The sequence below is a fragment of the Bacteroides galacturonicus genome, from assembly GCF_003096855.1.
Lineage (GTDB): Bacteria > Bacillota > Clostridia > Lachnospirales > Lachnospiraceae > Lachnospira > Lachnospira rogosae.
On sequence record NZ_QEOA01000007.1, the window covers coordinates 29,964 to 52,798 of the forward strand.

Annotated in this window: 21 protein-coding genes and 1 riboswitch; of the genes, 12 read left to right on the forward strand and 9 right to left on the reverse strand. The window is 38.0% G+C overall.

Translation table 11 applies throughout. The features are described from left to right. Positions 1–143: 143 nt before the first annotated feature. The gene (locus C7390_RS10570) at positions 144–767 is read right to left on the reverse strand and encodes a GNAT family N-acetyltransferase (RefSeq protein ID WP_318255850.1); all 624 of its coding nucleotides are present in this window, start codon (positions 765–767) and stop codon (positions 144–146) included. Next, entirely contained in the window at positions 760–1,305 is a 546-nt protein-coding gene (locus tag C7390_RS10575) for a YcxB family protein (protein WP_090140454.1), read from the reverse strand. Before C7390_RS10575 ends, C7390_RS10570 begins: the two co-directional genes overlap by 8 nt. A gap of 139 nt (positions 1,306–1,444) precedes the next feature. Between C7390_RS10575 and C7390_RS10580 the strand changes: the two genes are divergently transcribed. Continuing rightward, entirely contained in the window at positions 1,445–2,236 is a 792-nt protein-coding gene (locus tag C7390_RS10580) for an SDR family NAD(P)-dependent oxidoreductase (RefSeq protein WP_116444183.1), read from the forward strand. A 20-nt stretch (positions 2,237–2,256) separates the two neighbouring features. Continuing rightward, complete coding sequence (locus C7390_RS10585; protein ID WP_022503060.1) at positions 2,257–3,306, forward strand: tRNA-dihydrouridine synthase family protein; 1,050 nt, start codon at positions 2,257–2,259, stop codon at positions 3,304–3,306. A 72-nt stretch (positions 3,307–3,378) separates the two neighbouring features. On the opposite strand, the gene C7390_RS10590 is transcribed toward C7390_RS10585, so the two are convergent. From C7390_RS10590 to C7390_RS10620, 7 genes are all read right to left on the reverse strand, one after another. Beyond that, positions 3,379–4,707 carry a M18 family aminopeptidase gene (locus tag C7390_RS10590; protein ID WP_116444184.1) on the reverse strand — a complete coding sequence of 443 codons (1,329 nt, stop codon included), beginning with the start codon at positions 4,705–4,707 and terminating at the stop codon, positions 3,379–3,381. 118 nt (positions 4,708–4,825) lie between these two features. After that, on the reverse strand, positions 4,826–6,091 hold the full coding sequence (locus C7390_RS10595) for a M26 family metallopeptidase (RefSeq protein WP_022503062.1): 1,266 nt from the start codon (positions 6,089–6,091) through the stop codon (positions 4,826–4,828). 125 nt (positions 6,092–6,216) lie between these two features. Beyond that, positions 6,217–8,493: a GGDEF domain-containing protein gene (locus C7390_RS10600; protein WP_116444185.1), complete on the reverse strand. Its 2,277-nt coding sequence runs from the start codon at positions 8,491–8,493 to the stop codon at positions 6,217–6,219. 119 nt (positions 8,494–8,612) lie between these two features. Continuing rightward, complete coding sequence (locus C7390_RS10605; RefSeq protein ID WP_090140447.1) at positions 8,613–9,800, reverse strand: MFS transporter; 1,188 nt, start codon at positions 9,798–9,800, stop codon at positions 8,613–8,615. A gap of 101 nt (positions 9,801–9,901) precedes the next feature. Beyond that, complete coding sequence (locus C7390_RS10610) at positions 9,902–10,273, reverse strand: hypothetical protein (protein ID WP_318295674.1); 372 nt, start codon at positions 10,271–10,273, stop codon at positions 9,902–9,904. Positions 10,274–10,326: 53 nt separating this feature from the next. Continuing rightward, positions 10,327–10,426, reverse strand: a riboswitch (Fluoride riboswitch). Positions 10,427–10,654: 228 nt separating this feature from the next. Continuing rightward, on the reverse strand, positions 10,655–12,388 hold the full coding sequence (locus tag C7390_RS10615) for a methyl-accepting chemotaxis protein (RefSeq protein ID WP_116444186.1): 1,734 nt from the start codon (positions 12,386–12,388) through the stop codon (positions 10,655–10,657). Positions 12,389–12,442: 54 nt separating this feature from the next. Further along, a complete protein-coding gene (locus tag C7390_RS10620) occupies positions 12,443–13,705 on the reverse strand; it encodes an extracellular solute-binding protein (RefSeq protein WP_116444187.1) in 1,263 nt (420 codons plus the stop codon). Positions 13,706–14,281: 576 nt separating this feature from the next. Here C7390_RS10620 and C7390_RS10625 point away from each other — a divergent pair. The 10 genes from C7390_RS10625 (at position 14,282) to C7390_RS10670 (ending at position 22,823) form a co-directional block, all read left to right on the forward strand. Further along, positions 14,282–17,332 (forward strand): VaFE repeat-containing surface-anchored protein, encoded by a 3,051-nt coding sequence (locus tag C7390_RS10625; protein WP_116444188.1) that lies wholly within the window; start codon positions 14,282–14,284, stop codon positions 17,330–17,332. A gap of 177 nt (positions 17,333–17,509) precedes the next feature. Further along, positions 17,510–17,833, forward strand: coding sequence for a YdcP family protein (locus tag C7390_RS10630; protein ID WP_055158624.1), 324 nt, complete (start codon positions 17,510–17,512; stop codon positions 17,831–17,833). A 15-nt stretch (positions 17,834–17,848) separates the two neighbouring features. Beyond that, on the forward strand, positions 17,849–18,232 hold the full coding sequence (locus C7390_RS10635) for a YdcP family protein (RefSeq protein WP_035403730.1): 384 nt from the start codon (positions 17,849–17,851) through the stop codon (positions 18,230–18,232). A gap of 89 nt (positions 18,233–18,321) precedes the next feature. Beyond that, positions 18,322–18,546 carry a hypothetical protein gene (locus C7390_RS10640; protein WP_055039113.1) on the forward strand — a complete coding sequence of 75 codons (225 nt, stop codon included), beginning with the start codon at positions 18,322–18,324 and terminating at the stop codon, positions 18,544–18,546. A 76-nt stretch (positions 18,547–18,622) separates the two neighbouring features. Beyond that, positions 18,623–20,017 (forward strand): FtsK/SpoIIIE domain-containing protein, encoded by a 1,395-nt coding sequence (locus tag C7390_RS10645; RefSeq protein ID WP_116444189.1) that lies wholly within the window; start codon positions 18,623–18,625, stop codon positions 20,015–20,017. Positions 20,018–20,119: 102 nt separating this feature from the next. Continuing rightward, positions 20,120–21,409: a MobT family relaxase gene (mobT, locus tag C7390_RS10650; RefSeq protein ID WP_456362885.1), complete on the forward strand. Its 1,290-nt coding sequence runs from the start codon at positions 20,120–20,122 to the stop codon at positions 21,407–21,409. Between the two features lie 3 nt (positions 21,410–21,412). Further along, entirely contained in the window at positions 21,413–21,547 is a 135-nt protein-coding gene (locus C7390_RS10655) for a DUF3789 domain-containing protein (protein ID WP_005611092.1), read from the forward strand. Further along, positions 21,544–21,765, forward strand: a complete 222-nt coding sequence (locus tag C7390_RS10660; protein ID WP_004844214.1) for a hypothetical protein — start codon at positions 21,544–21,546, stop codon at positions 21,763–21,765. The genes C7390_RS10655 and C7390_RS10660 overlap by 4 nt, the downstream gene beginning before the upstream one ends. A gap of 5 nt (positions 21,766–21,770) precedes the next feature. Further along, positions 21,771–22,262, forward strand: a complete 492-nt coding sequence (locus tag C7390_RS10665; protein WP_116444190.1) for an antirestriction protein ArdA — start codon at positions 21,771–21,773, stop codon at positions 22,260–22,262. A gap of 57 nt (positions 22,263–22,319) precedes the next feature. Then, entirely contained in the window at positions 22,320–22,823 is a 504-nt protein-coding gene (locus C7390_RS10670; protein ID WP_005423194.1) for an antirestriction protein ArdA, read from the forward strand. Positions 22,824–22,835 lie beyond the last annotated feature (12 nt).

Consider the following 22,835-nt stretch of genomic DNA (forward strand, 5'->3'; position numbering starts at 1 on the left):
AGAATATGAATAATTATACATATTCATACGTCATATTATGCGATAACTAATCATATTTTGTCAATTAGTACACTTATTATTTTTAAGGTGTTATTACATTTTCAAAAGATTATTAACTCAATCAAAGCTTTTACTTATTATTATTAATGAAATCTTACATTCATATCCACGAATTGATCTCCGAAGAAATCCCTGTATACAGTATCTGTTATCTCATCCATATAGTCATCTTCTACTTCATCGCCTGCATACAATATTCTATATTCATTACCAAGGAAATAACAGCTTGTATTGCTTAATTTCATTCCATTCTTCTTATAAAAGCCTATTCTCTTAATCATATAATCCTTAGCTGCACCCTCATCTGCATAGTCAGGATTTTCAACCTCTAACATTAAGAGCCTGTCATCATTTACTGCAATATTCTTTAACTCCTGTAAAAATGTTGAACCTAAATGCTTTGAACGCTTATTCTTAACTATCGCAAGATAATCAAGAAGATATACATCTTTATTACTGCATTTTATAAAATACGCATATCCTGCAAGCTCTCCATTATCCTCAAACATTCCATATACAAAATACTGTCCTTGCTCTCTCTTTCTTAACATCTGACTAAGAGGCTTAACCTCTGATGCCGGAAAGTCTGTTACTATATGTTCATTATATATGTCTGTAATCTCGTCAGCCTCTAATATTCTTATGTAAAGACCATTTGCATTATCCTGTGTATCTGTGTTATTAATTCTAACGCTTATATTATTCATTAATATTCTCCTCATCATCCCTAAGTCCCATAACTGCTGTTGCAAGTTCGATTAAATCTTTATATGTCCCTTCAACAAAGCCTTCCTTATTAATTACAAGGCAGTCATCAGCAGACACAAAAAGATATATATTTTCCGTATCCTGATTCCATTTAATTATATCGTCCCAGCTGAATGTGTCCTTGTCGTCTTCCTCATCGGTTACAACAATATATTCTGAGTCGATATCATATGTAAATGTAATTCCAACCATTCTTGAATATATATTATGGTACTTTCTTTTACTGCTTCTGTCCATTCCAATCATTCCTATATAAAGGAATACAGCCGCAGCACACGCATAAAATATTACCATAAACCAGTCGGCTTCCTCGCTCCCCATAATCTGGAATATAAGATATCTTATACAACCCATTCCAAATAAAAGTCCGAAGATGTTGTATATCATTTTAAATATTTTGTACTTATTATTATCAAAATTGCTGGCTCTCATTGCCGCATCAATGTACTCTTGTTTAAATAAGGTTCGATTTTTCATACTTCTCTCCTATTGTTTTATGTTATAATGTTTCTATTGTAATGCAGTCCATTTAATTTTACAAGTGGAGTAATCGTGTCTGTGCGCACCTGACACTAAACTGTTATGCTTTAATCTGTGCGCAGAAATGAGGTTTAATATGAATAATATTAATAATTCCAATAAATCCAGCCGTGCCGTTGCCTGCATAACCGGTGCAAGCTCTGGTATCGGCCGTGAAATGGCAAAGCTTTTAAGCAAGAAAGGCTATGACCTTATCCTTGTATCTAGAAATACTAAAGAAATGCTTCTTCTCTCACAGCAGTTATCTACAAGATGTGAAATAATAACCTGTGATTTATCTGATGAAAATGCCTGCATTAAGCTTGGCAGGACATTGGCAAAGAAGAATATATATATCTTCATTAATAATGCCGGATTTGGCGACCTTGGAAGCTTTGATAAAACAAGCCTTAATAAAGAATTATCTATGATTAATGTAAATATCAAGGCAACCCATATTCTTACCAAATATATGGTTAAAGCTTTCAAGAAAAGAAACCGTGGTTACATTATGAATGTGGCTTCTAGTGCAGGACTTCTTCCTGGCGGTCCATATATGTCTACTTATTATGCTACTAAAAGTTATGTGACAAGTCTTACCAGTGCCATTAATGAAGAACTACGAGAGGCTAAGAGCAGGGTTCACATATGTATGTTATGTCCCGGTCCTGTTAACACCAACTTTAATAATGTAGCTAATGTAACCTTTGCACTTCCGGGAATATCAGCCACTTACTGTGCTTCTTATGCATTAAGACAGATGTTTCGGGGCAAAGTCACAATTGTTCCTACTCTAATGATGAAGCTTGGCACAACTGTGGCAAAATGTGTACCTAGACAAATGGTTACTGCCATAACTGCAAGACAGCAGAAAAAGAAAATTATGTAATGTACAGGAAATGAGGAAATATGTCTAACACCAAAGTATATCTTGCCCCTATGGAGGGACTTACGGATTATATGTTCCGTAATGCCTTCGATGAATTCTTCGGACACGGCAAAATTGACAAATATTTTATGCCATTTATATCACCTAACCAGACAGAGAAATTTCTAGCAAAGGAAATGCGTGATATTGACAGAAATAATAATTTAATCAATTCAATACCACAGATAATGACTAATAATTCAGAGGATTTCATATGGACAGCCCATATGCTTTTTGATAACTTCGGATATAATGAAATTAACCTTAATGCAGGCTGTCCCTCTGGAACAGTCGTTTCCAAATCCAAAGGCTCAGGAATGCTTGCAGATACTGACAGGCTTGAACGCATACTTTATGAAATAATGTCCGATAATTACATTCAGGACAACAATATAAAAGTATCTGTAAAGACACGTATCGGAATTGAATCACCTGATGAATGGTACAATATCCTTGAAGTATATAATAAGTTCAGCCTTGAGGAATTAATTATCCACCCAAGAGTAAGAACTGATTATTACCGTGGTGATGTTAATAAGGAAGCTTTCAGGCTGGCAATTAAAGAAAGCCGCAACCCTGTATGTTACAATGGTGACATATTTACTCGAAATGATTATATTGCATTTCTTAAAGATTATGCTTATACAGATGAAAATAGCAAATCACCACTGCCACACTGCATAATGCTTGGTCGCGGACTTGTCGCTGACCCAGGACTTATCAATGTACTTATAAGTGATAATCCTTATGAATATGCAAGAAACCTTAAAGAGGATAAAGATAATATGCGAAAGCTCCATAACTATGTGTATGAAGAACGCCTTAAGATAATGTCAGGTGATAAGCACGCTATCCACCGTATGAAAGAAATGTGGTGCTATATGGAATACGCATTTGGTGACTGCAAAAAAGAAGCCAAGGCTATTAAAAAGGCTCAGAAAATGAGCGATTATAAAGATGCTGTAAATGTATTCTTTACTAACTGCCATTTATCTGAGCCTGCACATATTCTATTTTCCAAAAAATTCTAACATTAAAATATATATTATATTCTGTATGATTAATATATATTTACATATATCAGTTATTAAACTATTAAATTACTATCTTAAGAATACGCCTGTCAGTGCCTCTATCATATAAGTTGTATCTTTCACACCTGCTGTTTCATATGCTGAGTGCATTGCAAGCTGTGCAAGCCCTATATCGACAGTATTAACTGATACGTGTGAATTAGATATATTGCCAAGTGTTGAGCCGCCGGCTATATCCGACCTGTTAGCATATGTCTGGTATGGGACATTTCTTTTGTCACATATGTCCTTGAATATGGCATAAGATACACTGTCAGTCGTATATTTCTGATTGCCATTAAATTTAATAACAATTCCTTCATTCATATATGGTCTGTTTGTCAGGTCTGCCTTATCTGTGTGGTTAGGGTGTACAGCGTGTGCATTATCAGCAGATACCATATATGATGAAGCTATTGCCATCATATACTTTTCCCTGTCCAGACCATAAGCTATGCTTATTCGTTCTAACACATCTGATAAAAATGTAGAGTCTGCTCCCTGCATAGTTGTGCTTCCGACTTCTTCATTATTAAATACACAGCATACATTTACTTTATCATAATCATCTGAAATCTCACCCAATGCCTTAATATAAGCCATTAAAGATGAATACGCACATTGTATGTCATCTAATCTTGGTGCTGATATATATTCATCGTTGCAGCCCCATATTCTGCCTTTTTCCCTGTTATATAAGAAAAGTTCTGTTGTAAGGCTTTCATCTGCAACGCTTTCTTTATCCTTGTCTTCAGATTGTATACAAGACTTTATATACTCATCAAAGTTATCCTTGGCATTAATATCACCAAATAAAGGAAGCATATCCTTCTGTGGGTTAAGACTTGTGTTATCATTGACACTACGATTCATATGTATTGCAAGGTTAGGTATTACAAGCAGGTCCTTATCTGCATTTACAAGATATTCTTTAATGCCTGACCTGCCAATTGCTACTGCATATCCTGCAACTGACAATGGTCTGTCAAGCCACGTTGACATTATCATTCCGCCGTATTTCTCTACATTAAGGCTTATGTAATGTTTATCTGTTGTTATCTCTGGATTTTCTTTTATCTTAAAAGAGGGAGAATCACTGTGGCTGGCTGCTATATTATAACCCTTATAGCTTTCTGCCTTTGGCATATTAAAAGCTATAATTGAAGAACCACCTCTTATTACATAATAACGTCCTGACGGATTAATCTTCCAGGCTTTACCCTCACTTAAGCGTATAAATCCGTTTTCATTAAGAACTGCCGCTATATTATTAACAACGTGGTATGGACTTGGACTTTTATATATAAAGTCTATCAACTGTTCAGAGTCTTTCTTAAACTGTTCATCTGTAAACTGCATTTTTTACATCTCCATTCCAACTATACATTTTTATTCAGTGCCTGTTTTTTTATTTATTTCTTCTGAATTTCCCTGTACTGTTTCTTTCTGCTATTTTTTTACTTCTTTAATGATATTTTTATTTCTTTCTGCTTTTCCTTATCTTTCCTGCTATATAATAATAGATACCAACCGCTGCTGCTATCATTACTACAATAACAATAACCCTTACTGGCATGCTCATATTTAATACATTGCTATGCGAAGCATTATTAGTGCTTCCTGTCTTAATAAGTCCATTATCACTGCTCTCTGTACTGTTATCCTCTGAACTGACAAGCTTCTGCTCATTCTCATATGGATTATCTACAGAATATGTCTTTCTTACATAATTGTCAGGCTTTAAATCTACTGTATAATCATACACCTCATTTCTTACAAAATTATCTGTATTAGCAGCAGAAGTTGAATAAAGATTCATTCTTTCACCGGCAACAGCCTTGCAATATGCACGTCTGTCTGTATTATCCTCAAAAAATGTTATCTTTCCATTGATTGTATTGCCTGCAATATCAGCAACATAACTTCCCGTAACTGGATATAATATATAAAGTCCTGTGATTCCGCCTGAATGAACATATCCATGTTCTGATATATAGCCGTCAATATTAACTACGCAGTCACTTACATTGATATAGCCATCGGCATATATACCACCCATAAACTGCTCATCTCTGTCAGCAGAATTCTTATCTGCATCTGTACATACAAGTGTAACATCTGCCTCACAACCACTTATATTTCCGTTACCAAAGCCTGCAATACCCGCAGTTCCCCACATAGCTGCTGTTGATTTGAGGGATACATAACCTTCCACTTTACAGCCTGTGATTGTCGTATTATCCATATAACCTGCCAATATAGCAGCTAATATGCTCTTATTACGATTACCATCCTCATTCTCGCTTATATTTACATATGCACCTTTTATATTAAGATCCTTAATAACCGCATTCTTCGTTATCCCAAAAAGTCCGGCATAATAAGTATCATATTCTTTAAGGTTGCCATCATAAGCCTTTTCTGTAACATCTGTAACAGTATTAATGTCCATATTGTAAAGTGTATGTCCATTGCCATCAAATGTTCCATTAAAATTCCAAGGCTTCCAGCCGTCCACCCCAAATACTGACATATCAATATCAGCCATAAGGACATAACTGCCATCACTATTCTTAGAGGCTTCCAACAAATCCTTTGAGGTTCTTATCTCTATAGCCGATGTGTCATTATCTGCTGCGTAACACACAGCATTTTCTGGCTGATATACTGCCAGTACGCCTATTACTGCTGCAAGAACTGTAATTAACATTTTCCAATTCTTCTTTATTGTGCCTGTTATCATATATATCCTCATTTCTACGCACATTTTGGCTTATATAACGCTTGTATCAAGTGCGCTGTGACACTTACGCCTATCATTATATTAGGCTGCCACAAAATGCAGCAGCCCAGAATACAATTTACTTATTACTTAATGTTATACTTCTTCTCAAACTCATCAACCGGTATTGGTTTAGAGAAATAATATCCCTGATACATATCACAACCCATCTCTACTAACATATAGAGCTGTTTTTTTGTTTCAACACCTTCTGTTATAACTTTCATTCCAAGCTTTCCAGCAAGTGTTATTATACTTTCAAGAATATCAAGCCCTTTCGCCTCATTTTCTGAGGCTCTTAAGAAGCCCATATCAATCTTTAATACATCTGCACTTATGTCCTTTAACATATTAAGTGATGAGTATCCACTTCCAAAATCATCAATCTCTATATTAAATCCGTAGTTCTGCAAAAGCCTGATTATACCCATATTCTTGTCAAAATCGGACATTAATGTTGTTTCTGTAATCTCTATATTAAGATTAACAGGGTCAATGTCATATTTATCAACAAGCCCGACAAATGTTTCGTATACATCCACAAGATAGAAATCCTTAGTCGATATATTAACCGATATGTGATACTGGTCTTTTCCCTCTTTCTTCCATTCTCCAAGCTTCTTAGCTGCTTTATCCCACATATATCTGTCAAGCTTATATATAAAGCCTGTCTTTTCAAGAACATCAATAAATATTGCCGGAGATAACAGTCCTCTTTCAGGGTGCTGCCAACGCACAAGTGCTTCTGCTCCGTATAAGTTACCGCTAGAGTCTACCTGTGGCTGTAAGTACATTTCAAACTCATTATTACTTATTGCCCTCTCGAATTCTCCTATAATTCTTCTTTCTTCAATAGAGCTTTCAAAAAGTCTTTCTGTATAATAAGCTATATTGCTCTTATATTCATTCTTAATAGTTTCACTTGCAAGATTAGCCTTATCACACATAATACTTACAGGCTCTTCCAAATCACTTATATCATACACACCTGTAAAAATGTGCAGATGGAATGAACTATCTTTAAAATAATCCTGCATTCTGTGAATTATGGATAATATCATATCTACACTGAAACTCTTCTTAGGAATAAGCATAGCAAAACGGTCACTGTTAATTCTTGCTGCTATGATATCATCACTGGCATATTCTTTCATTATCTCTGCCTGCTTTACAAGAACTTCGTTACCTTTTTCTATTCCAAATAATTCATTAACGAACTTAAAGTCCCTTATATTACTGCATAACATACAATATGGCACATCTGCATTTCTATGAAGGATCTTGTATGTTTCTACATAGAACTGATCCTTGTTATAAAGTCCCGTAAGCCTGTCGTGGGTTGCTTTATACTTTTCTTTCTCAAGTGACTGTATGTCTTCTGTCTTATCATTAAATATAAAATAATCGCATACAAAATTATTCTTATCATCAAATATTCTCTTATATACAACCTCATAATATTTCTTAATATCGTGAAAAGATACTGTTGTTTCAGTCTTCATCGTATCTTTTCTGTCACTTCCACGCTCATTAAGCCATTCTGAATATTTTCTCTCAACATCAATATATTCTGTTCCAATATTATAAATATTCTTTAATATGTCATTACAGTATATACATCTTCCTCTGTTATCAAAGCACACAATTCCACTATTCATATCTTTAATAATAAGGGACAGCGTATTCTCTATAAGCTCATTAGGTATATATCTTAACGTGAAATAGTATATAAGCATACACATAATTCCGTATGCCGGCATAGACACATCATATATTGACTGTGACCTTATTGTCACAATGTCAAGAATAAATCCAATCAGAAGTGCTATAAATATTATCTCGTATCTGAAACTGTAGAACTTAGACGAGTTCGCTATCATAAACATAAAGGATAAAAGCAATAATAAGATAACAAGATAATTATATATAAAATGTGCCTTATAAAAGAAATTGGTCTTCACAAATTCTGTTACAATCTCATAATCATTAATCTCTGTTATAGTAAATATCTGATGATTCCATACATTGGCAATAAGCATAACGCTGTCTATTGCTGAAAAGGCAATCATTGCCTCTTTAATAATCTTAACTCCATGAAACAATCCTGTATAATATTGCGTGTAGTACATTAGAAGAATAAGAATCCAGTCAAAGCATATCAATGTAAGGCTCTTGCAAAGCGTTGTGATAGTTATTCCTGGAACATATATATACACAAGAAATACTATGCCACAAAATGCTGCAACAGCTTCATATATAAATACTATCTTTGCCAGTCTGCCTTTCTTATTCATTGCTTTATATGAACATATTCCCATAAGAATAATCTCAATAGCAATTAACAATCCATACATTATTCTCATCTGTAATCTGCACTTCCTCACCGTCAGTATAAATATACCTCTTCACTACCATTATTATACATTTATATGCTTTAATTTGTAAATATAAAATCACATAAAATTATATTTCATATAGTCATTTATATATGTGTTTCTTTTCTTCTCATCAACACATTAGTTCCTGACATTATAAGCATACCTGCAGCGTTGAACGCTAATACAAGTATTGCCGCTGTCATTCCTATTCTGTCAGCAAGGAAACCTACTATCTGTGGTGTAACAATTCCGCCTAATGCGGCAATGGCCAGAAATAATGACATTCCTGTTGTTGAACCTTTAATTATATTGCCAACACTTGATACTGTTGTTGGATATATTCCCGCAAAGAAGAAGCCAAGTCCTGCAATAGCTACAGTAATAACTGCAAGATTATGGGTTGCTGTAAGTAATATAAAGAATACTGTTGTAGCAACGCAGTATCCAGATATAAGCTTATTCTTATCAACCTTTGATGATATCTTAGCTGTGAGAAGTCTTCCAAGCATAACCATTATCCAGGTAACCGATACAAGGTTGGTTGCATATGTACTGCTCATTATATCCATACTCTTAAAATATGTTACAAACCATCCATTTACGCAATTCTCAAGTCCAAGATATAAGAATAATAAAAAGCCCATTATATAAAAAATACTATTTTTATAAAATGGCTTTGCATTGCTGTCAGAAGCATTTTCCTTAGCCTTCTTAGACTCCAGAGGCCAGTTATAGTCTATTCTCATCCACACATATAATATAACTGATAATGTTGAGCCTATAATTATTGTATATGCAGCTGCTCTCCAGCCCAGACCAAAGCTTGTGTAAAGCGAAGTAATGAATGGAGCAATAAATGCACCTGCCGCAAATGTCATATGTAAAAGGTTAAGTGCGGCTGGTCTGCCGTTAGAATTATCATTAACAACTGCATTATTGATTATGCTTACTGAGCCTCTGCCTATTCCAATAAGTATAAATGCTGCATATATAACCGGCACTGGTGGAAGAAATGTTATAACAAGCAGCATTACTGGTATAAATGCTGAAAATACAACAATTGTTGCTTTTCTTCCTATCCGTGAAGCCATCGGCGGATTGACAAAGCTCGCAAGAAGATTGCCTATTGCAAATGCCGATAAAAAACCTCCTGCTACGCTGTAATTAATTCCTGCTTCTTCTATAATATATGGAAGTATTGCTCCAACTAACAATACCATTGCTCCATTTACAAAAAATGAGAAGTAGCACGGAAATAATAATCTGAATTGTGATTTTGCTTTAGTATCCATATTTTCTCCATTCTATTTTCTATTAAACTTCTTTTAACCACTATTAGCTGCTATGAGTCTTTCTTATTTCTAGTAAGCTATCTAATTCATCTTAATTCTATCTAGCTTTTCTTAAGCAGCTTTCTATAGGTCATATCAATGGCAAATGCCCCAAGCGGTGCTGTTATTATTATTGCTAATACTGCTACTGTAAGCACTGTATTGCCACACGCAAGTCCCATTGATAATGGAACTCCGCCTATCGCCGCCTGAACGGTTGCCTTAGGTGTGTATGCAAGCATACAGAATACCCTTTCTTTCAGCTTCAGCTTAGTTCCTGCCATACACAAAGCGACTCCTGCCATTCTGAAAATTAACGCTCCTAATATAATACCTGTAAATAACATTCCAAGCAGTCCCGGCAGCTTTACCTTGCGGCATACCCAGCCTGTAGACATTCCAATTAACATTATCAGCGCTATACTTTTTAACATAACAATCCTCTTTTCTAAATAAATATTAGCGCAAAAAGAGCTGATAGCTCCTGCACTTTGCAGAAGTCATCAGCTTTATAATCAAGCGGTTATGAACGAAAGATTTAGCTATTTCTATCTCGTTCCTGGGAGAACCTCATTCCCAGTAATATTTCATCAACTTGTTAAGTATACAATATTGTTGGAATACTGTCAATATTCATAGTAATATATAGGCTTTGAAAGGTAAATTCATTCTATAGTCTGCCCATTTTTTAAAACTGGCAGATGAAAATTGTAAATATTTATTATATGATGATGTCGGGGGCAAAAGCCCCCGACTTTGATACCTACGAATTGTTCCGTGCTACGCACTCCCACAATTCTCCCCAATATTCACAATCAGAACTTTGCAAATATGTTAGTACTATTCTTAAGATTCTGGGCAATGCTCTTGTTTTCTATCATTTTATTGCTGATATTGACCATATCCTCAACAAGATCCTGTGTGCTTATAGCCGCATTATTAACTCCAGCAGCACCATCATCAACTACTGTTGTTATCGTATTGATGGAATGAGCTATTTCATCCATATTTTTCTTCAGGACATCTGTTTTCTCAACGAATTCATCCATTGCATTCTCTATATATGAAGCATTTTCTTTATATTTCACGCCGCCATCAACAAATGTCTGAAATTCAGGAAGAATAGTCTGCTGAAGATACGAAACCAGATTATTAGCATTATCTGATAGATTATTAACAGCAGCAACAACAACCGAGTTAATACTTTGTATCTTGTTGGCAGTTTCACGGCTTGAATCTGCTAACTGACGAATCTCATCTGCCACTACTGCAAAGCCCTTACCCGCTTCACCTGCTCTGGCAGCTTCTATTGAAGCATTGAGTGCTAACAGATTCGTCTGGCTTGATATATTAAGAATATCATTCGTAAGGTTATTTACCTGGTCAACGCTCTTACTATCTTCTATTGCCTTATTAAGAACATCTAATATATTCCCAACCTTTTCACCTGTCTGAACCATATTATATCTTGCATCACTCTCTATTTTTTCTGCATTTGCCTTCATTTCCTTTGAGAACTGATTAATATCATCTGACTTTGTCGCTATAATCTCGACATCTTTTAGTATATTATCAGCATTATCATTAATAGTATTAACAGAAAGCCCTACATCCTGCATAGTTGCAGATAATTCCTCTGTCATAGCAGATAAATCAGAAGCACTGTCATTGGATTTGACAACACTGCCATCAACCTCAGCAACAACATTTTCCATATAGTTAGTATTCTCTATAATCAGCTTTAGTATTTCCTGCAGCTTATCCATAAAAAGATTGATACCGTTGCCAAGATCTGCTATCTCATCATTAGAAATAACTCTTACACGCTTTGTCAGATCTCCTTCTCCATTATCGATTCCATCAATAATATCCCTGATATCTTTATTGGTTGCGATAATTGGTTTGATAACATACTTCATAACACAATATATTGCTACAATAATCAATATAACGCTTATAATAATAACTATACCATTGCTGACAAGTGAACTTACATACACACTGGTAAGCCTTTCCCTTGCCTCAGAAGCTGTATCATTGGCATGTGTGCTTAGAACCTCAATATCCTTCTGGATTGCTGTGCTGCTATCACTTACGACTCCGTTAGCAATAGCATATGCTTCCTCATTCTTGCCTAAAGCACTGTATGCCATAATGTTTCCAAGTTCATATTTCATAGTATTATAATTACTTACTAATGAATTATATGTATCCATATCATCATTCTGGACATATTTCTTATATTCGTCCAGCTTTTTCTCTAATTCTTCCTGATTATCATTAATCTCACCTACCACTGATATCATAGTATTAAGATCTGTTGCAATAATATGTGATAATCCAAGTGTATGAATAACCTGTATATCATTCTTTATTTCACCAAGATCTGAAACACTCATCATACAATTATCTGTTATATCAGCGGCATTAGAGTTAACAGTTCTTATATTGTTTATAGCCATAACATTACATATTATTGTTAAAGCACCTAGTATAAATACCGGCAATAATATCAGTGTCTTCAGGCTCGCCCTTTTTTTATTATTCATGCTTGTTCTCCAATCTTTTTCACATACAGTAAATCAACTTTGATCATCTTACTGCTACTTAACAGCAGAAGCTGTAATTTCATTAACTAATGTATCCATAACTTCCTGATCTGATAAACCACCGTTATTACCACTAAGTACGGTATTAGCAAACTTCTTACAGGCATCCCAGTAGCTGTTTCCTACTCTTTGCAATGTTCCATACTGGGACTGTGCAATGATTGCCTGTATTGCAGCCACTTTTTTGATTTCATCTGATTCTGCTGCCTTACTGTTAGATGGTCCCTGATTTTTCTCTTTAAACCTAAGCTCCTGATTCTGCTGATTAGTCAGCCAGTCAGCAAGCCTGCATGCCCATTCTTTATTCTTTGAATAAGAGTTCACTCCCATCATCTTATAGCCTGTAAACGAAGACATCTGAACTTCCTTTCCTGCAACTGTATATGTTGGCAGCTTACAGGCACCATAATTCTCTCCCCAGGCTTCCTTTACATTCATAACATCCCATACACCACTTATTCCTGCTATAACATCACCACTTTTAATCTGTTCAGCTATATCTCCGTTAGGCATACTTACAAACCCTGGATTAGCTGCTATACTATCAAGTGCCTGCTTTATAGCTGCTCCGGTTATGTCACCTGTCTGCGAATTCCAATTACATTCATTAGTTATACCATCTGGTTTAATAGAAAGACTAAGTCCTGTATTTCCGAAAAATGTATAAAGATACCATCCAGAATTAAACTCCATAGCTACTTTTTTATTATTAGCTGCTGCAATGGACAACATTTTGTCTAATGATTTAACATCATCTTCTGAAAAATAATCTTTATTGTAATACATAAAATATCCATTATCTGCTGTCATAGGATAGCCGTATAATGTATCATTCAGAGTCGCTGCTTCGACTGACTCCTTTACATTAGCTGCTGCTATTTCATCTGCATTGGGTACCTCTGTCAGAACTCCGCCAGCCGTTAATGATATAATCTGATCATCTGGAAATGAAAACACATCTGCACCATTGTGTACATCTGTAAGCATAACATCACGAACCTGTGAATCTGCCTGGATTTCAACTGTTATATCAAACTCTGCTTCATCTTTATATTGTTCCTTAAAGCTGTCTAGCATTTTGTTCATGACATCCAGACCATCCTTTTCTGTCCACACCTTTAAAGAGACAACTTTATCTGTACCACCTGATAACTCCTCTCTGTTGCCACCTGTTATACCTGCATTACCACATCCAGATAAGACAATAGAAGATATCAAGCCAACAATGCACAATTTCCTTGTTATTCTTTTGTTCATATTAATATACCCCTTTTGTATAAATTTACGTTCTTAATATACCGATTAGAATCTAATAATAAATGTAAAATCGAAATCACAATCCAATTTCCTTTAGATTACTTCACACGAATTTGACAAATCATAATAGAAATTTAATTAACGTACTAATATATTATATATGTTTTAGTATTTATAACAGTATTTGTCAATCATTTTACCTGTTGACAAGCTTATCCTGTACTGTCTTTTCAGTACTTTTGAAAATAGCAGGAATTGAAATAATTATAAACTATTTATAAATTATTAGCACTCGCCTATTGTTATTGTGACGTTGGTTTTGTCTAGTTTCATATAGTCCCGTAACGCCCTAGTTACAAGGGTTTCACGGATTTTGAAAATTTGTAGCTGTTCATCAAAAATCGTCATTTTTCAGAAATTTGGGGTCAAAATTGGCGTCAGATAGCACACCAGAGAGAAAAATTAAATATTTTATAGACTATGGAACGTACACTTTTGGCGTTCCTTTTCTATTTCCAGTCGTTCAGAAATGGACGGCTTTTTTCATACCCAAAATCGAAAGGAGAAAGAGAAAATATGAATAAGCTAGTAAAGCGATTGCTGACAGGAACGCTTGCTTTTGCAACCATTCTCACGGCATTACCAGTGACGGCGGTTCATGCTTCCGGCAATCAATACTGGACAGAATCAGCAGAACGTGTCGGCTACATTGAACACGTTATGAATGATGGTTCTATCAAATCTACATTCAATGAGGGACACATGAAAGTTGAGGGCGAAACTGCCTACTGCGTGGATATCAACACCAGTTTTAAGAATGGATATAAAACACGTTCTGACGCAAGCTCCCGTATGAGTAGCGATCAGATTGCGGACGTTGCTCTTTCCTTAGAGTACGTCAAGCAATATACCGCTTCTCATACGAACTTGAATTACAAACAGGGATACTTGCTGGAACAGTGTGTTGTCTGGCAGAGGTTGAGTGAACAGCTCGGCTGGCAGTGCGATAACGTCAGAGCTTCCTATAATGAAATCTCACAGGCAGTACAGAATGAAGTTTACGCTGGTGCGAAAGCATTTGTGAAAGCAAATAAGGGACGCTATGAATGTGGCGGTTACATTTATACTGGCGAAGGACAGGACATCGGACAGTTCTGGGCGAAGTTAAATGTGGGAAATGCAAAGGTCAAAAAGACTTCTTCCAATCCCACGGTCACAGATGGCAATGCCAACTATTCCTTTGAGGGTGCAACATTTGGTGTCTATTCTGATAAAGGCTGTAACAGCCAGCTTGCCACACTTACTGCCGATGGAAACGGTGATACCAAAGAAGTTGAGGTAAAAGCCGGAACAGTTTACATCAAAGAGCTTTCTGCTCCAAAGGGTTACAAGCTGGATTCTACAGTCCATGCCTTAAATGTGGAAGTTGGAAAAACAGCGACATTAACTGTTGCTGACACTCCAAAGGTCACAGAGACTTTGATTGATTTATTCAAAATTGACATGGAAACAGGAAAATCTACTCCACAGGGAACTGCTTCTTTAGAGGGTGCAGAGTTCACATGGAGCTATTATGACGGATACTACAATGCAGATAATCTACCTGCAAAAGCTACCCGTACATGGACAACCAAAACCGTTGCCGAAAAAGACAGTGACGGAACTATCCATTATGTATCCAGACTTGCCGACAGCTACAAAGTATCCGGCGACAGCTTCTATACACAGGACGGTAAAAATGTACTGCCACTTGGTACACTCACTGTCACAGAAACAAAAGCACCAAACGGCTACTTATTAGATGGTACATATATGCAGGCTGACGGAAGTTCCGAACAGATTAAGGGAACATACCTTACACAGATTTCCGAAGATGGCGAACTTGCTGTACTTTCTGGAAGCAACCAGTATACCGTATCTGACAAGGTTATCCGTGGCGGTGTGAAAATCCAGAAACGTGACCTTGAAACAAAGGATACCAAAGCACAGGGAAGTGCTACCTTACAGTACACAGAATTTAATATCATTTCCTTAAATGACAGTCCTGTACTGGTTGAGGGGAAATTATACAGCAAGAATGAAACTGTCAAGAAGATTCAGACAGGCATTGACGGAATCGCTTCTACTTCTGCTGACTTGCTCCCTTACGGAAATTACAGATTAGAAGAAAGCAAAGCACCTGAGGGCTACTTAACAGATGGTGCAAAGACAATCGACTTTTCTATCACGGAAGATGGAAAAATCATGGATTTGACCGACAAATCCCACTCTGTCTACAACCAGATTAAGCGTGGCGATATTGAGGGTGTAAAAATCGGTGCAGGTACACACAAACGCCTTGCAGGTGTTCCATTCAGAATTACAAGCAAGACAACGGGAGAATCCCATATTGTAGTCACGGACAAAAACGGTCAGTTCTCCACTGCTTCAAGCTGGGCTTCCCACAAGGTCAATACCAATGCCGGAAAATCCAGTGAGGACGGTGTATGGTTTGGAACATCTGAACCAGACGACAGCAAAGGTGCATTACTTTATGATACCTATGTGATTGAGGAATTAAAGTGTGATTCCAACGCCGGATTTAAGCTGATTCCAGCTTTTGAGGTGGTCGTATCCAGAAATAAAGTGACCGTAAATTTAGGGACACTGACCGATGAATATGAAAAAGAAATCACAATCCATACCACAGCGACCGACAAGAAAACAGGCGAAAAAATGATTGTTGCCGGAAAAGACATCAAGATCGTGGACAAAGTCACACTTGATGGCTTGGAAGTTGGAACAAAATATAAACTTTCCGGCTGGCAGATGTTAAAGGAAGAAAATGCCGAACTTCTGATTGACGGGAAATGTGTAGACAGTGATTATACCTTTACTGCTGACAGCGAAAAAATGACGGTTGAGATTACTTACAGTTTTGACGGTTCAGCTCTTGGCGGTCAGAACCTTGTTACTTTTGAGGAATTGTACGATATAAGCAATCCGAAAGAGCCCGTCAAGGTTGCCGAACATAAGGACATCAACGATGATGGACAGACTGTTCTTATCACAGAACGTATCATCAAAATCCATACGACCGCTACGGACAAGAACGGCAAGAAAGAAATCGAAGCCGGAAAAGATGTAACGATTGTGGATAAAGTCACATTAGATGGGCTGGAAGTTGGAACAAAATACAAACTTTCCGGCTGGCAGATGTTAAAAGAGGAAAATGCAGAACTTCTGATTGATGGAAAGAAAGTATCCAATGATTATGAGTTTACAGCCGACAATGAAAAAATGACGGTTGAGATTGCATTTACCTTTGATGGTTCTTCTCTTGGTGGAAAGAGCCTTGTTACATTTGAGGAATTATACGATATGACCAATCCAGACGAACCAAAGAAAGTAACAGAACATAAGGACATCACAGACGATGGACAGACTGTGACAATCAAGGAAGTGCCGGAAGTCCCAGACACACCAAAGGATACTGACACGCCGGATACACCATCTACGGTTAAGACAAGTGACAGCCCAAAAACAGGCGACAATACCAATATCTATGCTTACCTTGCCATGCTCGGTCTTTCCTGCGTAGGGCTTGGCAGTATGCTTTACTTCAAACGCCGTAGAAAGAAATCATAAGGCGGTAAGGTAGCGGTTGGTAGAGCGTTCAAGGTCGCCACCCTTTTTGCAACTTCACGCTCCCGTGAAGCTCTGATTTACGGGGGCGTGAAGTCCACTAGGGGCGTGGGGAGTGTAGCTCCCCACAACGTACAGCAGGAAAGAAACTAAAACAGAAAGAAAAGAGGTCAATTATTTATGGAATTAAGATTTGTCGTGCCAAACATGGAAAAGACATTCGGAAACTTGGAGTTTGCCGGAGAAAATACTACGGAACAGCAGAGAATCAACGGGCGTATGGCTGTCATTAACAGAAGTTACAACCTGTATTCCGATGTGCAGAGAGCCGATGATGTAGTTGTGACACTTCCTGCCAAAGCTGGCGAAAAACATTTCTCGCCGGAGCAGAAAGTAAAACTTATCAACCCACGAATTACTACCGATGGCTATAAAATTGGGGAACGTGGATTTGTCAATTACATCTTACTTGCAGACGATATGTTACCAGCAGAAAGTAAATAAGGGGGTATTCAGATTATGAGATTAGCAAATGGAATCGTCATTGATAAAGAAAAGACTTTCGGAGTGTTGAAGTTCTCCGCATTACGCCGTGAGGTTCATGTACAGAATGAAGATGGAACGGTCAGTGAGGAAATCAAGGAACGTACTTACGATTTGAAATGCAACACACAGGGACGCATGATACAGGTATCCGTTCCGGCGACTGTGCCGTTAAAAGACTATGACTACAACGCCGAAGTGGAACTTATCAATCCTGTTGCAGATACGGTAGCCAATGCAAATTACCGTGGTGCAGATGTGGACTGGTATGTAAAAGCAGACGATATTCTTCTAAAGAACAAAGGCACTCATGCCGGGAATCCACAGAACAATGCTCCACAGCAACCACCGAAGAAATAAATTCACAATTTAGATTTTCATTGTACTGGTCAAGTGTAATTGATATAATGTATTAAATAATTAAATCGAAACTCGGGGAGGAAAATCAAATGAAAATAGGAAAAGTTGAAATTAGCTCATGCCCATATTGTGAAGGAACTGATATTAGATACGGATACCAAAGTGGTGATTGCAGGTTGTATGGAGCGTCAGGCTTCTTAGATAATCAAGAACCGATACATCATTTAGTATGTGCTGAATGTGGTGCAATTATTTTTACATGGGTAACTAATCCTAGAAAATATTCTAAAACTATTCCAGAACGAGCTATTTAAGTTTAATACTTATATTCGCAAAGCAGTTAGTCTACACGATTGACTGCTTTTCTTATGTCCAAAGAAAGGAGTTTTAATGAAAGTATGGGCGTTTAAAGGTAACAGGATTCGTGCCAGTGATAGATCGCTGGTCTATCATTTCTGTATCGGCTGGCTGTTGCTCCTGTTCGTTGCGGTGTTCCTGCTACTGAATCTGCGACAGCTTCTTGTTACGGACTGGAAAGATTTTAACCTGCTTCATGCCGGAATTACTTGGACTGCCTACAATTCCATTACGGTTCTGATAGCGACTGGTGTTTGTGCATTGGTCGTTTTTCTCTACTACCGTTACGGATATGACCGTATTAAGCGGTTGTTACACCGACAAAAACTGGCTCGTATGGTGCTGGAAAATAAATGGTATGAAGCGGAAAACACCAAAGACAGCGGTTTTTTCACTGACCTGCAAAGCAGATCAAGAGAAAAAATCGTGTGGTTTCCAAAAATCTACTACCAGATGGACAATGGTTTGTTGCATATTCTGTGTGAAATCACAATGGGAAAATATCAAGAACAGCTCCTGTCCTTAGAGGATAAATTGGAATCGGGGCTGTACTGTGAACTTACCGACAAAACACTGCATGACGGATACATCGAATACACCCTGCTCTATGATATGATAGCGAACCGTATTTCAATTGATGAAGTGATTGCCGAAAATGGCGGTCTGCGGTTAATGAAAAATCTGGTGTGGGAATATGATTCACTTCCCCATGCCCTTATCTGCGGTGGTACTGGCGGTGGAAAGACCTATTTTCTACTGACCATCATTGAAGCCCTGCTTAAAACCAATGCAGATTTATATATTCTTGACCCAAAGAACGCTGACCTTGCAGACTTGGGAACGGTCATGGAAAACGTCTACCACACGAAAGACGATATGATTGACTGCGTCAATACCTTTTATGAGGGCATGGTCACACGCTCGGAAGAAATGAAACTGCACCCGAACTACCGTACAGGAGAAAACTATGCCTATCTGGGGCTTGCTCCACAGTTCCTTATCTTTGATGAATATGTGGCGTTCTTGGAAATGCTCACGACAAAGGAAAGCACCGCCCTGTTAAGCCGGTTAAAGAAAATCGTCATGCTTGGTAGACAGGCTGGATATTTTCTGATTGTGGCTTGCCAGCGTCCAGACGCAAAGTATTTCGGGGACGGTATCAGAGATAATTTCAACTTCCGTGTGGGGCTTGGTCGCATGAGTGAACTCGGCTACGGTATGCTCTTTGGAAGCGATGTGAAAAAACAGTTTTTCCAGAAGCGAATCAAAGGGCGTGGATACTGTGATGTGGGAACAAGCGTCATATCTGAATTTTATACTCCGCTTGTACCCAAAGGATATGATTTCTTAGGTATGATTGGAGAACTTGCACACATAAGGCAGGACGGACAGGTGGCGTGCGAAGCGAAAGCCACAGGTACGGACTAGCCTTGCTGGTGTGGCGGTAGCCACGCCAGCATATATCAAGCCCCTCGGTATCTAACAGAGGGGCACAAATCACAAGGAAACAGACACAAAAGTTACCGATTCTTGGCTAAAATCAAGCGTTTGGTAGCTTTTTTTATTACTGTGACATCAAATAAAAAATGTCACAGTTTTTTTCGTAAAGGGGGTATCGCACTGAATGATACAGAGTGGATACAGGATTTTGCAGACAGGCGTTTGCAGTACGGTGTATCCCAGACGAAACTTGCGGTCATGGCTGGAATCAGCCGTGAACATTTAAGCCGTATCGAATCCGGCAAGGTGGCGGTCACAGAAGAAATGAAAGTAAAACTTTTGGAAGCTCTGGAAAAATTCAATCCAGAAGCACCGCTTACCATGCTGTTTGATTATGTGAGGATACGGTTTCCGACACTGGATATTGGACACATCATCAAAGATATTTTACAGCTCAATATTCAGTACATGATACATGAGGACTTCGGGCATTACAGCTACACGGAACACTACTACATCGGAGATATTTTTGTATATACTTCCCCCGATGAAGAAAAAGGTGTCCTGCTGGAACTGAAAGGAAAAGGCTGTCGTCAGTTTGAAAGTTATCTGCTGGCACAGGAACGGAGCTGGTATGATTTCCTTATGGACGCTCTGGTGGACGGCGGTGTGATGAAACGCCTTGACCTTGCCATCAATGACCATACGGGAATGTTAGATATTCCAGAACTGACCGAAAAATGCCGGAATGAGGAATGTGTATCGGTGTTCCGTTCCTTTAAGTCCTATGCTTCCGGCGAACTGGTCAAGCATGAGGAACAGGACAAGGCTGGTATGGGCTATACACTTTATATCGGCTCATTGAAAAGTGAGGTGTACTTCTGTGTTTATGAAAAAAGCTATGAGCAGTACATCAAACTTGGGATTCCCATTGAGGAAGCACCGATAAAAAACAGATTTGAAATACGGTTAAAAAATGAACGTGCTTATTATGCTGTCCGTGACCTGCTGACTTACTATGACGCTGAACGGACGGCATTTTCTATTATCAACCGTTATGTACGCTTTGTGGATAAGGAAGCAGACAAGAAACGGAGCGACTGGAAATTATCTGTCCGCTGGGCGTGGTTCATCGGGGAAAACAGAGAGCCGTTAAAGCTCACGACCAAACCCGAACCCTACACACTGGACAGAACCCTACGCTGGATTCAACGGCAGGTTGACCCGACACTTAAAATGCTGGAAACAATCACAGCGAAAACAGGGATTGATTATCTGAAAGAAATCCGTAAATCCACGAAACTGACAGAAAAGCACTACAAGATAATCGAACAACAGACCACATCTACCGAAGATGTGATTTTGGAAAAGGAGAATTGAAACATGCAACGATTATTATTTGATTTCCTGTTCTTCTCTTTAGGTGGAACAGTTGGCGTGATTGCCATGTGTATTTTACAGGCTGGCAGACAGTCTGACCGAAAAATGATGGAACTGAAAGGAGAAAAGAAAGCATGAATTTTGGACAGAACCTTTATAACTGGTTTTTAAGCAACGCACAGAGCCTTGTGCTGATGGCGATTGTTGTTATCGGAATCTACTTGGGATTCAAGCGTGAGTTTTCCAAACTTATCGGATTCTTGGTAGTTGCCTTAGTAGCCGTTGGTCTTGTATTCAATGCGTCCGGCGTAAAAGACGTATTGTTACAGTTATTTAATAAGATTATTGGAGCGTAAAGCCTATGGAAGAATGTAGCGTATTGATTGAAACGACTAAATTAGCAGAGGATAAAACCTCTCGCTGGTTTGATTTACCCATTGATTATGAGCTGTTCCGTGACCTGCTCGGCGTGGAAGCTGACAGCAATGATTATCAAATCATTGATATGAAGCTCCCCTTTGCTGGCGATATTGTAAGGACAACATCTGTCAGACGATTAAACAAGCTGTACTTTGCTTACACGGATTTATCGCCAGAAGTTCAGCAGGCTTATAAAGAGTTGATTCCCTATTGTGGCGGTGTAGAGGATTTATTGCAGAAATCAGAAGAATTTCTGTTTTATCCAGAGTGCCACAACATCATGGACGTTGCCCGTTACCGCTTGGAGCATAACATTGAATTTTCTGCTCTTTCCGAAAAAGGAAAGAAATATTTTAATCTGGAAGCCTACGCCCATGAACTGGAAGAAAAAGGACGTTATGCTCTCTGCAACAACGGTATGTTCAAGCTGTAATGTGCGGTGATTCTTATGGCAGATTTTATGAATACAACCGAAAGGAAGTGACCGCTTATGATTGATGATATGCAAGTCTATATAGCCAATCTTGGCAAGTACAATGAGGGAGAACTGGTCGGGGACTGGTTCTCTTTTCCATTGGACGAAGAAGTGATTGCAGAACGTATCGGCTTAAATGCTGAGTACGAAGAATACGCAATCCATGATACGGACAACTTCCCGATGGAGATTAGCGAATACATTTCCATCGAAGAACTGAACCGTATCTATGAGCAGTTGGAAGAATTACCGGATTACCTGCTGGACGACTTGGACAGTTTTATATCCTGCTATGGAAGTCTGGAAGAACTGGTGGAACATAAGGACGACATCATTCTGTATTCCGGCTGTGAAACGATGACCGATTTAGCCTACTATCTGATTGATGAAGAACAGGTACTCGGAGAAATCCCGTCCTCTTTACAGAACTATATCGACTATGAAGCCTACGGGCGTGACCTCGATATAGAGGGGACATTTATTGCAACAAACGCTGGTATCTGTGAGGTATTGCGTTAAGGGCTGGCAGAT